Genomic DNA, 12365 nt, shown 5'->3' on the forward strand with positions numbered 1-12365 from the left:
AAAAACAGCTCCAGCAGGAGTTCGAGCTGGCGCGTGGCACGGTCCGCAAAGCCGTCGCGGTCCTGGCCGAGAAACAGCTGGTGTTCGTGGTCCCCCAGCGCGGCGTCTACGTGAGAAAGACCGACGGCACATAGGGGTAGCCGATCTCTGCGCGGAGGGTCTGCTGGACCTCCAATCTCGCTCTCAGCGTCTTGGCGTCCAGCGCGGACACCCGGGTGAGGAAGCCGCTCCGCTCCCGCTTCCGGTCGGGCTGTTCGCGTCGGTGCGTCGCGGTGATCCCCTCGGGGGAACGCCGGATGTCCCAGTCGCCGCCGAAACGGTCGCGGAGCCGCTCGATCTCATCGTCGGTAGCCATGCCGTCATCCTGCCCCGCGCGAATCTCCGGCGCAGCGGGGACGGCGTTGACTAGGCTGCCAGTCAACGCCCTCCACTCCCCCTCCCCCGGGAGCGATCGTGAGCGACTTCGGAGCCCGCGTCCGCGCCGCCCTCGCCGAACGCGGCATGTCCCTGCGCGCCGCCGCCCGCGCGATCCACTACGACCCCGCGTTCCTCTCCCGCGTCCTATCCGGCCGGCAACGCCCCTCCCCCCAGCTCGCCCAAGCCCTCGACGACCTGCTCGACGCGGAGGGCGCGCTGGCCGGACTCGCCGCCACGCTCACCCCCGACGACCGCGACCGGATCGCCCAAAGCATCGCTCGACCGAGCAGGGTTGACGCCGAAACCGTGCGCGCCGTTGCCGACGTGCTCGCGGCCCAACGACGCCTCGACGACGCGATCGGATCCGCCGCGATGATCCCCGCGACCATGGCCCAGGTCAGCACCCTCACCACCATGTCCCGCGCCGCGACCGGGCCGCACGCTGACGAGTTGCGGGCCGTAGCGGCCGAGTGGGCGCAGTTCGCTGGTTGGCTGCATGCCGCCATTCGCAGCGACGTCAAAGCGTTGAGGCTCCTCGACACCGCTCGGAGCATGGCGCGGGAAGCCGGCGCCCCGCTCGTGGAGACGGCCGCCACCTCGTTTCGAGGCTATGTCGCCAGACAGCGAGGCCGCGCGGACCTGGTCGTCACCGAGTCCGAGGCGGCTCTTCACGTCGATGGCGCGCATCCGGCGCAACGCGCGTTCGACACCCTCCAGCAGGCGCAGGCGTTCGCGGATCTGGGCGACCGCGACACGGCCACGCGGCTTCTCGATCAGGCCGCCACGCTCGTGGAGGCGGCCGGGGACCCACCCTCCATCGTCTACTGGTACTCCCCGGACTTCTTCGCGACCTACAGTGGCCTGGTCCACCACAGCCTCGGCAACTGGGACCAGGCGGCCGATCTGCTGGAAACCGGCCTCGCCGGGCTCCCCCCGGACCAGCGTGACGCGGAGTGGACCCACGAGTACCGCCAGGCCCTCACCCAGGCGCGGGCGGCCCGCTAGCCCACGACCGCGGCCCGCACCCTGTAGCCATGTGCGGGCCGCCCTCTATTCAGCCCAGTTCGAACAGGGGCTCCTTGACTTGCTTCACCCGCACGCCAGTGCTCCCCGCGCATGCGGGGATGATCCCGCGCGAACCTGCGTATGCAGTGCATGGGGTCCGTGCTCCCCGCCTGTGCGGGGGTGAGTCCGAGTGGGGCTACTAGGGTTGTCGTTAAAAGAGAGGCATCCTGGTCGTGTGGTTTGTCGTCTTGAATTGACCGATGCCGAGTGGGGGTTCATCCGGCCGTTGCCGCCCCCGACGCAGCGGGGGCGGCAACGGCCGGATGACTGCTAGATCCTGAACGGGATCGTGTGGAGGTTCCGGGCTGGGGTGGCCTGGCGGTATGGCCCCTGGGCTAGTCCGCACATCCGTTGCCGCCGCTGGGCCGAGGACGGTGCCTTCATCCGCATGCTCCAGGCCGCTCGGGCAAGGAGCGGCGCGGTCGGCGACATCGGCTGGCTGGTGTCGGTGGACTCCACCATCATGTGTGCCCACCAGCACGTGGCCGGACCACGTCGTCGGTGACAAGGGCTACAGTTCCAAGGCGATCCGCTCCTGGCTGCGCCGTAAGGGCATCACGCACACGACCCCCGAGCGGGCCGACCAGGTCCGTAACCGGGCCCGGCGCGGCAGCCGCGCCGGCCACCGGTCTTTAGAGGTCATCTCATTTGGTGAGTCGGTGTAGTAGATGGGAGTGCAGGCGATGTTGGTGAAGGCCAGGGAGTGCTCCGTCTCGCGCTCATAACGAGGGTGCGGGCGACGGCATCGGGTGAGCAGGACCATGTACGCTCAACGGTCTAGCGATGGCGTCCCAGCCGCTTGGAGGACTCGGTGTCTTTGCGGGCCCGGCGCCTCTTGGAATGGGTCGGGGCCGGCCGGATACCGCTCCCTGTTGTTGCCGCCGGGGTGGCCCTGGGCGCACCCATGTCACTGGCCGTGATACCGAGACTGTGGGCCGGGGGGCAAAGAGGGATCGCCGGTGCCGTTGAGCTCCTTCAGGCCAGTGGCAGGCCATGCGTGTGGGCACCCGGCGTCTGCTTTCCTGTCCCAGCCTGTCAGGAGGAGCGGGGTTGTGGTATCGAGGGCCTGGTCTCCCTGCGCGTTGCCGCCGGGGTTGAGACTGTGGCTCATCGACGTGTGGGCCTGCGTCTGAGCGGCCTGCCACTCACCAGTCGCCGGATTCCAGCGTCGAAGCGGGGCCGGGGTCTCACTCACCGTGTTTTATGCGGGTGCTGTGATGGGGGTTCGCTTTCCAACCACGTAGGACCGGTGAGGTGGCCGGCATTGGGCGACGGCCGGGAGCGGGCCGGGAAGACCGTGGAGTTCGTGGTGCTAGGGCTGGTGTGAAGCGCACGGGTGAGTGCCGCATCGATCTCGGCCTGCGGTAGCCGTGCGGCCTGCTCCACGGTGATCCCCCGCTCGGCGGCGATGTGGACGAGCCGGTCATGGCGCGCCCGCTCAGCCTCGTGATGGGCCTGGCGCACGTCCGCGGCCACGGCTTCGGCATGGAGCCGGTGTGCGTGAGCGCGTGCCTGCCGCATGATCTGGTGCAGCTGTTCCAGCTCTATGGTGATCTCCGCGTGGCGCTGCTCGGTCGCCCGTCGTCGGGTCCTGCGGCGCAGCCACCCGCCTTCGGTCGCCTGGGCGGACAGCCGTACCAGTTCGTCTTGCAGCAAGCGGGCTCGTTCGGTCGCCTGGCGGGCCTGTTCTCGCAGTGCCGCGATCTGCGGGGCGGCTTGTGCGGCGGCGGGTCCGTGGCCGGCACGGGCTTCGGCCACGGTCAGGACCGGCTCGGCCACCACCGTCGCAGACACCGCGGGGGGCCTGGCCGAGGTGGCCAGTTCGTCGGTGACCATGCCGTCATCACGGTCGAGGAGCCCGGCCGCATAGGCCTGGAACGTGCGGACAGCCCGCTCCTCATCACTTGCGGGAGGCCCCGACCGCAAGCGCTGCTCGAGCGTTTCCAGCTCGGCGGCGGGCAGGTAGATGTCGACGCGTTCACGCGCGCGGGAGGCTCCGGCGTAGGCGGCGTGGGCATCGGCGCCCAACGCCAGTAGGTGGCAGTGCTGAGAGGTCAGCCCCTGGGCCGCGGCGATGGTGATCGCATACCCGTGTGACAGGTGCCCACGGGCGATGGCCTGTGGGCTGATCCATGCCTGCTGGAGCCGGCCGGCGTGGCGCCACCGCACTTGCGCGCCCCAGCGCGCGTCGACCGCGGTCACCACGCCACGCACACCATTGAGGACATCGGCCTCGCCCGCACCACGCCGGGAACGGTAGTCGTTGGCGCGTAGGCGGACCTGGTCGCCGATGGCGAATTCGACGGTCGTGGCGCCCGCGACCGCGAATTCCAGGCAGGAACCGAGAAGACCGGCCTGGCGTGCCAGTAGCCGCATGCGGTGGTTGAGCTCATCGACGTGGGCACGGGTCGCGGCCAGCACCAGCAGGTCGGCCACCGCCTGGTGCGGGTCGTCGATGAGCCGGCGCTGGGCCCACCAGCGGCGCGTGATCTCGGTGTAGGTGTCGGTGAGGGACGGCGCGGCGTGCAGGCGGCCGTTGCGGTGCCAGGTCGCCAGCGCGGTGCGGTGGGCTCCCTCGCGCCAGGCGGCCAGAGCCGCGCGGTCGACGTCGTCGCGCTGGCGGCGGTTGTGGGCCAGGTGGAGGCCGCCGACCAGCCGGTGGGCACGGGCGAATCCGCCACCGGCTCCGATGGCCTTGAGCTGGCGGGGGTCCCCGATGGAGACGATCTTGGTCGCGCTGTGGTGGGCGGCGGTGATGAGGCGGGCCAGGGAGCGGTCATCGACCATGGCGCCTTCGTCCAGGACCAGGACGTCGATGCCCCGCAGTCCCTGTCCGCTGTCGATGCGCTGCAGCCAGGAGGCGATGGTGCGGGATTGGATTCCGGCTTCGGCGCGCAGGTTGGCCGCGGCGACCGCGGCGGTCGCCGCTCCGGCGACGCGGTAGCCGGCCTTCTCCCACGCCATGCGCGCCGCGGTCATCGTGGTGGTCTTGCCCGCGCCGGCGACCCCGGTGATCAGGTCGATGCCGTGTCCGGCCCCCACCAAACGCCGGACCACGTTTTCCTGTTCCGCCGACAATCCATGGCCGAGACGCTGGTGGAGGTCGTCAAGGACGCTGGTGAGGACATCGGCGCTGACGGTCGCGGTGGCCTCGCCCAGCCGGCGCCGGGCGGACTCGATGATCGTCTGTTCGGCCGTGAGGATGTCGGCGCTGGTGAACCGCGCGGAGTTGGTCATGTGGGCCTGGCCGCCCGGTGGCAGCGCGACGGCGCGAGGGTCGGCCAAGACCGCGTCGGTCAGCGCTTCCAGCTCCTCGGGGCCGGCCACCCCGGCCGGGCAGGTGGCGGCGACCGCAGCCAGAACCTTCGCCCTGGTGACGGTCTTGGCGTGGGCGGTCACCCCGGTCTCGGGATCCCACACCGCGGCTGCCACCGATTCCACATCCGGCGCGATGGGACCGTCGGGGCCGCGATCGGCGGGCGCGCCGCTACCGGGGTCGCCCAGCACACTGGTGACGAGACGGTCGGGATCGATGCCCGCGGCCAGCGCGCGGTTCTTCCACGAGGCCCGTTCCTGGCGCGGGGTCCACGCCCGTTTGGGCGCGGCGGTGGCGCGGGCGGCCGCGCGACGCTGCTGTGGGGTGGCCTCGGGGCCGACGCGCTCGTCGACCTGGGTGGCCCGCCGTGAATACACCGCGCGCACATCGGCTCCGATGCCGGCGATCTCCCAGCGCCCGGTCACCGCATCGCGCTCGTAGGACACGCCCAGCTCCGCGGTGATGAGCCGGCGGGAGACGGCGCGGGCCAGCTCGCCCACGGCCGGGATGTGGCGCATGATGTCACGGCCCCCGGCCGCGACCGTGCGCCAGCGCCCGTCGGCGCAGCGCACCATGTTGGCGACCATGACGTGGATGTGGTCGTGGGGGTCGCCCGGGGTGCCATCCCCGATTCCGCGGGCGGTGCGGTGCGGCGTCGCGGTCGCCGCCCACCCCGACGTGGCGACCCGTTCGGCGCGTTGCCCGTCACCGTGGTGGCCGGACATGCCGTAGGCGCACCAGGACTCCAGCGCGGCCATCGAGCGGCGTACCGCCTCCATGTGGATCTCGGCGATGCGCGCCGCCGTGGCCTCATCGGCCAAAGCCCCCAGCACCGACTCGCTCTTGGGGAAGTCGAAGTCCACACGCCAGGCCCGCACCCCCACCCGCACCCGTTCATCGGCGTGCTCGCGCGCGATCGCCAGCTCATCGGCCGCATACAGCGCCGCCAGGTCCGCGCCGGCCCGCTCGGCGATCGCCTCCAGGTCCCGCACCGGCACCTGGTGCGCCTCGCCATCGCGAATCAGGCCGCGCTCCATCTGGCGGTAGCGCTGCGCCAGCCGTGCCCCGAGCAGCTGCTCGACCGTTTCGTGCGCGGCCTCGGCGATGACCGTCACGGCCGATACCAGCGGGCGCGCGGGAAGTTTGGCGCGCGGGTCCACAGCCATCTTGGGACGCACCAGCTGGACGCGGGTGCGGGGGTCTCGGCCCGACATGATCTCGCGGACCTCTTGGACCTCCGCGGCCGAAGCGAGCACGGTCCCGGCCTCCCGGCCGAACTCGTTCCATCCACCGCCCAGGCGTTCGATCCCGCGTGCGGCATTGAGGCGGTAGTCCAGGGCGGCGTCCCGCGCATTCGTTTCGCCGCACTCCTGGGCCAGCCGGTAGTCGATCTCCTCCGGGGTGTGCATCGGCCCACCGTCGGCCACCGCTCACCCCCGCCTCGTCGTCCCTTGCGCCATGGGCGTCTCATCGGCGACACGCCGGAAAGAGAGTATCGAAGATACCTGCGTCCTCCTCCTTCGGTTGTTGAGCGCAACGGAAGGAGGAGGATCGAGCACCGGCTTGTCAGTTGCTGACGAGCACGGGGATGTCAGTACTCGTCCTCTCTCTCCTCCTGTGCTGACGGTGAGTGCTCGGGGAGGAGACTGAACCGGACCGTCGGGTCGACGGCGAACTCGCCCTCGACGTTGACGGCGGCCAACCCGGCCGCGGCCAGACCCTCGGCGCCCGCACTCCAATCCGCGCCGCGCGGCGCCGGACCGAACCCCAGCAGCGCGGCGAGCACTGCGGCCTCCTGCGCGCCGATCGGGTGCACCCGCCCGACGGTGCTCCTGAGCGGGCGGCGGGCGGGAGTCGGAGCCAGGCGACGAATTCGCCTACGTCCTCCAGGCGGACCTCGCGCCAGTCCAGTCCGCGCAGCGTGAGGAAGGAGAGCCAGTCCTTGAGGTCGTGGGCGTAGGCCTTCACGGTGTTCGGTGACCGCTCGATGTCGGTCAGGTAGGCCAGGTATCGCTCGATGGGTTCCACCGGCGCGGCGTCATCGCCGAGCACGGTCCAGGACTCAATTGGTGAGGCGGGCATCACCACGCGCTGAACGAGCATCGTGCCTCCGAGGGTTCGCGTGATGGACGGCAGCAGATAACCACGTCCACCAGGCGGAAGAAGGCACTTCACCAACACCTGGTCCACATGCAGGACACCCATCAGAACGCTCTAGATAACGATCGATTCTTGGACAGGCGCCCCGAACGCCGCCCGGGGGCGCCGAACCGGTCGGCAAAGCGTCGGGAAAACGTGTTGGGAACCCCGGGTGTCCGACAATCCGGACGACACCGTTTTTCCTACGCTCGCCGGATGGACACCGCCCTCGCCCTGCCCGAGGATCCGCTCGCCCCCGCCCCGGTCGCCGCCGGCGGGGCGCTCATCGGTTATGCCCGGGTCTCCATCCGCGAGCAGAAGCTCGACCGCCAGCTTCGCGCCCTCGAAGCGGCCGGGTGCGCCAAGGTGTTCGCAGACAAGAAGTCCGGGAAGAACGCCCAGCGCCCCGAGCTGAAAGCGTGCCTGGCTTACCTGCGCCCCGGCGACACCCTCGTCGTCCCCGCCCTGGACCGCTTCGCCCGCTCCCTCCAGGACCTCATCACCCTCGTCGGCGACCTGCGCCGCGCCGGGGTGGGCTTTCGCTCCCTGCACGAGGCCCTGGACACCACCACCCCCGGCGGGCGCCTGGTCTTCCACGTCTTCGCCGCCCTGGCCGAGTTCATCCGCGAACTCATCGTGGAGGGCACCCGCGAGGGCCTGGACGCCGCCCGGGCTGCGGGCAAACGCTTGGGCCGCCCCCCGGCGATGACCACGGAGCAGGTTCGCCACGCCCGCGACCTACTCACCCGGCCCGACAACTCGGTGGCCTCCATCGCCCGCCTGCTCGGCGTCAGCAGGTCGACCCTGTACAAGCACGTGCCGGAGCTGTCCGGCGGACGTACCGCCCTGACCCAAGGAGAGACGACGGATGCGCGCTGATGATCGGGTCCTGTTGATCGACGTGGAGAACGTCCTGGGCTCCCGCCCCCGCAACGCCGGGGAGCGTTTGGCGGCGCTCCTGGCCGACGTTGGCCCCCTGCACCACGCCGTGGCGGGCTATGCCGCCCATGACCCGGCCGGCGACCTGTTGGCCTCGGTGCTGGCAGAACTGGGCATCGCCCCGCTGCGGGTGCTGGCGGGGGCCGATGCCGCTGACCGAGGACTGATCGCTCACGCCCGCTACGTCCATGACCAGGGGGGAAGAAACTTCGTCGTGGCCTCGGCCGACGGCCGCTTCGCCGAGGTCGCCGCCCTGGGGCGTCTGGAGGTGCTGGTACGCGCGTACCAACCGGTGGCCGCCCGGCTGGCCAAGGCCGCCAACCGTATCCGGCGCTTGGGGGAGGACTCCGGCGAGAGCGCGCGCGGTTTCGCGCCGCGACTGGCGGTAAGGGACGCGGCCGCCGCGCCACTGATTGCCGGGGTGGCTGCGGGCGCGACCGCGGCGCTGGGGCACCGCCTGCTCAACGTGCTCTTGCCGTCCAACAAGCAGCGCTGAGCTGATGCGCCCGACTGTCACCGCCCTTTCGCCCTGTGGAGTTGCTGATGTCCCTGCTCATGGTGTGGCTCAACCGCAAACCCGCCCCACCCGCCTACCCGCGCTGTTCGGCCTGTGGCCACGTGGCCGGCCCGCACGGGCCCGCCCCCGGCCACATGCGCCTGCACCTGTCGGTGACCCGGGTTCACGGCACCGAGGCGACCCGGCACGAATGGACCTGCCCGGTGTGCGGGCACACCGCGCCGCTGTCCACCGACGACTACGCCCCGGCGGCTGAGTCGCGCCGGTGCCGACGCTGGCACTGCCGCTTCACCTGGAACACCCCCGCCGCGGTGGCGGCCCCGGCCTGCCCACGCTGCTACACCCACCCCTGAAGACCGTAGGGCCCGGTGTAGCTACTCACCGGTTACTTTGCGGCTCGCCGTAGCTTCGGGAGAATTGGGCCAATGCCGTGGGAGAGCTGCGCAACCGCTACGGCACCGGGCACGGGCCCATGGGCGCACGGGCGGGACCCAGCGCCCGCCATGCCCACCTGGCGGTGAACGCGGCGACCACCTGGTGCCAGCTCATGCTCTACCCCCTCGCCGACGAGAAAGCTCCCTGGCGCAACCAGGCAACGAAGGCTTCGCCGGAGAAGGCGTAGCGGAAGAAGAGGCCCCCGCCCAGAGGGCGGGGCCTCTGGGCGGGGGCACGCCGCTCGACTTCATTGCCCCTTTCAGGCTTACCCTGTTCGCCCCCGCCCTCAAGGGCCACCTCGGCGGGGGATGAGGCCGCGCGACGTCGAGCACTAGGAGCTCGTCGTGGCTTATCCATAGCCCACGTTTTCGCGTGGCGGCGCCCGGCCGGGCAGTCTGGTCTCGGGCCGCCCCGTGCCCCAGATGCGGGGCACCCATACAAATCGAGTTCCGGCCGTCCAGGCCGGGGCTCACGTCCTGGGAGGTCATCGGGTGCGGGGACCGTGCGGGCGAATGGTTGCCGATGACACGTGATGCGGCTCATCGCCAGCCGCGGCGCAGTCGCAGGAACGCCCACCGGGTCGGTGGTTCAGCGGAGGTTCGCCCCGCTCCAGCGTGCGCTTGGCGCAGGTACTTCAGGTCGTCCTGTACGGCCGTGAGGCGGTGGGTATCACCGGTCACTTCATAAACTTCCACTGCGTGTTCGATGGCGCGTATGGCCTCTTCAGCCTGCCCCGCCCCGGCCAGGATGGTGCCGAGGGTGTGCCATGCTATGGCCTCGCTGTGGCGGTCGCTGGCCTCCTGGAACAAGGTGCGGGCGGTGGTGAGGGCCTTGATCGCCTCCTCAAACCGCCCCACCCCGCGCAGGGCGCCGCCGAGGCTGGTCCACGCCAGGGTCCCCTCAGCCTTTTGGCCGGCGCGGTGGGCGGTGTCGCAGGCGAGGGCGGACAAGGTGATCTGTTCATCGAAGCGGCGCCGAGGGAGCAGGTAGGAATTGAGCGTCAGGGCAAGGTGAATGGCGATGTCGGTGTGCCCCGTGTGCGGCGGGTGTCGATGGCGGCGGTGAGCAGGGCGTGTTCGACGGGGGTGAAGGTGCGGCCGGGGCCTTGGTCGTAGGCGGCCAACAGGGCGGGGCCGCCGCTGAGGTGTTGGACCACCCGGCCGCGGTCAGCGGTCCCGGCGTGGAGGGCGTCGCGCATGCGCTGGTCGCCGCGCGCTGTGGCCAACTCTTCCCACTGGTCTTGTTCATGGGTGGAGAGGTGGCCGGGGGCGGGGATGTGGGTGGTGGCCGGGTTGGTGAGTAGTTCGCGGACCTGGGCGTGCGGGTCGGCGGAAGTGCCGAATCGGGTCAGCTCTTCCCAGTAAGGAGAGGTCCACAAGGTGCCCACCGCCACGATGCCCGTGCGCTGGTGCAACAGGTGGTGCAGGGCGGCGGCTTCGGCAGCGCTGGTGCCGTAGAAGAAGCGTTGGGCCTCGTTGAGCCACAGCACCACCTGGTCGCCCACCTGCCCGTCGGCCAGAAGACGCAGGAGGTCGTTCGCGGTGGCCGGGCGCAGTAGGGGGCGGCGTGGGGCCAGTGTGTGCAGGCCCTCGTACAGGGCGCGGGTCTTGCCGGTGGAGGAGCTGCCGGTAAGCATCACCAGCACCGACGTTTCCCTGTCCAGAGCAGGCTCCAGGGACTTACACAGCTGGGCGTCGTGGGCGCGGGGCAGGTAGGGGGTGAGGAAGGGGTAGCCGCCCGGGTCGGGGGCGGGCAGCACCGCGGCGTGCACCTGCAACTGGGCGGGGGAGAGGTGATCGACCCCGGCGGCCTGGTCGGCGATGAGGGTGTGCTCGGGTCGTGGGTGGGAGGTGAGGGTGACCTCGCCGCCGGCCATGATCACGGTGCCGGAGACATCGCCCTGGACCGTGTGGACGACGCTCGGGCCCGGCGCTGGACCCTGTCCTGCTCGATGTTCGGACACCGGCTTCGCCCCGACAGCGCTTTCGCGTAGCGCCAGGAGTGGGCCGTTGTCCAGGCCGAGTGCTCTGGCCAGGGCAGTGACGGTCTCTTTGGACGGGGTCGCTCTGGTGTTGTTGAGGGCTGCGGTGACCGTGGTGCGGCTCAAGGCCGTGCGCGCGGCCAACTGGCTCTTGCTCAGCCGCGCTTTCAGCCGGGCGGTGTCCAAACGATCGACCAGCTGAGCGCGCGCGTCCTGTGGTGCGGGCTGCTCGCACGTATCTGCCTGCCCCACACCCACTCCCACCGTGACCGCTATGTCTGTACGTCGTTGTTCATCTTTGTCCAGGTGGTCATCGGCGGCCACCCCTTCGACCAGATTCGACGGCGACAACGCCGAATCGAATCGGAGGAGAAGCCCATGGCTGAGTGGATGATGATGCTGGCGCTGGCCTGCATCCTGAGCGGGCTTGTGGCGGTACTGGCTGGTGTGGGGGCCGCCTATCTGGCTCGCCGTGATGGTGCCAGTCGTCCGAGCGCGATCGGCCGCGCTGCGGTCACCACAGCCGCAACCCTCACCGTTGCCCATAGCTTGTGCTGGATGCTGTCACGCACTAATTCGCAAATAGACACCCGCGAAGATCATAGGCGTACATCATCGGCCGATAAAAAGGCAAGAGCGCTTCAGTATCATTTGAGCATGGTGCGTGTGAACATCGCTCTGCGGTGGCCAGCAAGCCATGTCCGTCTCCGGCCATCGATGGATGTTTGAAACCTCTTCGCTCAAGTCTGGCCAGGTCTCGGCACTCTTAGTGCACCTGCTTCCACCTCTGGTCTAAAAAGTGACTCCGATCACTCTTTATCGTTCATCCTGATTTGGGTACTTTGTTCCAGGCCTTAAGGGAGATCTCTTCCGCTTGCCTTTGAGGGCAAGCTGGCGCCAGTGAAGACTGCCTCATGGCTGGAACTTGTTCGCGGTCGGGGGCAACCCCGGTAGGGGTTGCCGATGCTTCGGTCTCTTTGGCGTGTGCGCATCCTGGTCGTGCTGGTCGCATTGGTCCTCCTGGCCGGAGACATGCGTCCCCAGGGTCTTGGCTTCGGTCCCATGGAAGCAGCATCAGAGAACGCGCCTGAACCAGCACCCAGGCAAGAACCCATGTCACTTTCCGATCGCAAGGAACAACTGGCTAACGGCTTTGAGGGAAATTCTGATAATGCTCCGTTGGCTACTCCAGGCGACCATGTAGAAACCCCATTGGCGGCGGATAGCGATGACGGGCCCTCAGTGGCGAGTAGTGATGATGGACTGATACTCCCTGTGGATTGGGGGAGTTCGTTCACGATGCCATGGGGTACTACCTTTGTAAGGCCAAGGGTAGTTCCCGGCACGGAAGTAAATATATCCACGCAAGTTGGCCACCATGATACGACCAGTCCCTTGGGTCTTAATGAAGTAAGATGGCGTGATGTTACCGTCGCATGGGAAGTGCGCCCTTGTGGAAACCCCAATCGATCCACTTTTTATGATTTCAATCAGTCCATAAGGGCTCCTTATGCGATATCCCTTGCGGACAGGCCTTCGGTGTCTGCGACTCTGCC

12 protein-coding genes and 2 pseudogenes are annotated in these 12365 nt (G+C 69.4%); 8 read left to right on the forward strand and 6 right to left on the reverse strand.

Annotated features, from left to right (window positions below; all coding sequences use genetic code 11):
* Nucleotides 1-26: 26 nt before the first annotated feature.
* Nucleotides 27-134: a hypothetical protein gene (locus ACYVHU_RS25850; RefSeq protein WP_498947518.1), complete on the forward strand. Its 108-nt coding sequence runs from the start codon at nucleotides 27-29 to the stop codon at nucleotides 132-134.
* Here ACYVHU_RS25850 and ACYVHU_RS25855 read toward each other — a convergent pair.
* Nucleotides 107-355 carry a hypothetical protein gene (locus tag ACYVHU_RS25855; protein ID WP_498949744.1) on the reverse strand — a complete coding sequence of 83 codons (249 nt, stop codon included), beginning with the start codon at nucleotides 353-355 and terminating at the stop codon, nucleotides 107-109. The genes ACYVHU_RS25850 and ACYVHU_RS25855 overlap by 28 nt on opposite strands.
* A 98-nt stretch (nucleotides 356-453) precedes the next feature.
* Here ACYVHU_RS25855 and ACYVHU_RS25860 point away from each other — a divergent pair, with 98 nt between their 5' ends.
* Nucleotides 454-1422 (forward strand): helix-turn-helix domain-containing protein, encoded by a 969-nt coding sequence (locus ACYVHU_RS25860; protein WP_498949745.1) that lies wholly within the window; start codon nucleotides 454-456, stop codon nucleotides 1420-1422.
* 527 nt (nucleotides 1423-1949) lie between these two features.
* A complete protein-coding gene (locus tag ACYVHU_RS25865; RefSeq protein WP_498949746.1) occupies nucleotides 1950-2147 on the forward strand; it encodes a transposase in 198 nt (65 codons plus the stop codon).
* 526 nt (nucleotides 2148-2673) lie between these two features.
* Here the strand turns inward: ACYVHU_RS25865 and mobF are convergent.
* The 3 genes and pseudogenes from mobF to ACYVHU_RS25880 form a co-directional block, all read right to left on the reverse strand.
* A complete protein-coding gene (gene mobF, locus ACYVHU_RS25870; RefSeq protein ID WP_498949747.1) occupies nucleotides 2674-6207 on the reverse strand; it encodes a MobF family relaxase in 3534 nt (1177 codons plus the stop codon).
* A gap of 182 nt (nucleotides 6208-6389) precedes the next feature.
* On the reverse strand, nucleotides 6390-6614 hold the full coding sequence (locus tag ACYVHU_RS25875; protein ID WP_498949812.1) for a hypothetical protein: 225 nt from the start codon (nucleotides 6612-6614) through the stop codon (nucleotides 6390-6392).
* A gap of 41 nt (nucleotides 6615-6655) precedes the next feature.
* Nucleotides 6656-7003 (reverse strand): annotated as a pseudogene (locus ACYVHU_RS25880) (site-specific integrase); the annotation flags it as partial.
* 150 nt (nucleotides 7004-7153) lie between these two features.
* Between ACYVHU_RS25880 and ACYVHU_RS25885 the strand changes: the two are divergent.
* The 4 genes and pseudogenes from ACYVHU_RS25885 to ACYVHU_RS25900 form a co-directional block, all read left to right on the forward strand.
* The gene (locus ACYVHU_RS25885; protein ID WP_498949748.1) at nucleotides 7154-7816 is read left to right on the forward strand and encodes a recombinase family protein; all 663 of its coding nucleotides are present in this window, start codon (nucleotides 7154-7156) and stop codon (nucleotides 7814-7816) included.
* Nucleotides 7806-8372 (forward strand): hypothetical protein, encoded by a 567-nt coding sequence (locus ACYVHU_RS25890; RefSeq protein WP_498949749.1) that lies wholly within the window; start codon nucleotides 7806-7808, stop codon nucleotides 8370-8372. Before ACYVHU_RS25885 ends, ACYVHU_RS25890 begins: the two co-directional genes overlap by 11 nt.
* A gap of 47 nt (nucleotides 8373-8419) precedes the next feature.
* Complete coding sequence (locus tag ACYVHU_RS25895) at nucleotides 8420-8746, forward strand: hypothetical protein (RefSeq protein ID WP_498949751.1); 327 nt, start codon at nucleotides 8420-8422, stop codon at nucleotides 8744-8746.
* 71 nt (nucleotides 8747-8817) lie between these two features.
* Nucleotides 8818-9015, forward strand: a pseudogene (locus ACYVHU_RS25900) (abortive infection family protein); the annotation flags it as partial.
* A gap of 352 nt (nucleotides 9016-9367) precedes the next feature.
* Here ACYVHU_RS25900 and ACYVHU_RS25905 read toward each other — a convergent pair.
* Both ACYVHU_RS25905 and ACYVHU_RS25910 read right to left on the reverse strand, forming a co-directional pair.
* Nucleotides 9368-9778 carry a tetratricopeptide repeat protein gene (locus ACYVHU_RS25905; RefSeq protein ID WP_498949752.1) on the reverse strand — a complete coding sequence of 137 codons (411 nt, stop codon included), beginning with the start codon at nucleotides 9776-9778 and terminating at the stop codon, nucleotides 9368-9370.
* 50 nt (nucleotides 9779-9828) lie between these two features.
* Complete coding sequence (locus ACYVHU_RS25910; RefSeq protein WP_498949753.1) at nucleotides 9829-11061, reverse strand: helix-turn-helix domain-containing protein; 1233 nt, start codon at nucleotides 11059-11061, stop codon at nucleotides 9829-9831.
* 126 nt (nucleotides 11062-11187) lie between these two features.
* Here ACYVHU_RS25910 and ACYVHU_RS25915 point away from each other — a divergent pair, with 126 nt between their 5' ends.
* Nucleotides 11188-11538 (forward strand): hypothetical protein, encoded by a 351-nt coding sequence (locus tag ACYVHU_RS25915; RefSeq protein ID WP_498949754.1) that lies wholly within the window; start codon nucleotides 11188-11190, stop codon nucleotides 11536-11538.
* Nucleotides 11539-12365 lie beyond the last annotated feature (827 nt).

It is taken from the genome of Marinactinospora endophytica, assembly GCF_054780875.1.

Bases quoted from the DNA above. Each gene is read 5' to 3' on its own strand.
- ACYVHU_RS25855 (WP_498949744.1), bottom strand. From the start codon at position 355: ATGGCTACCGACGATGAGATCGAGCGGCTCCGCGACCGTTTCGGCGGC.
- ACYVHU_RS25885 (WP_498949748.1), top strand. From the start codon at position 7,154: ATGGACACCGCCCTCGCCCTGCCCGAGGATCCGCTCGCCCCCGCCCCG.
- ACYVHU_RS25895 (WP_498949751.1), top strand. From the start codon at position 8,420: ATGTCCCTGCTCATGGTGTGGCTCAACCGCAAACCCGCCCCACCCGCC.
- ACYVHU_RS25890 (WP_498949749.1), top strand. From the start codon at position 7,806: ATGCGCGCTGATGATCGGGTCCTGTTGATCGACGTGGAGAACGTCCTG.
- ACYVHU_RS25915 (WP_498949754.1), top strand. From the start codon at position 11,188: ATGGCTGAGTGGATGATGATGCTGGCGCTGGCCTGCATCCTGAGCGGG.
- mobF (WP_498949747.1), bottom strand. From the start codon at position 6,207: ATGCACACCCCGGAGGAGATCGACTACCGGCTGGCCCAGGAGTGCGGC.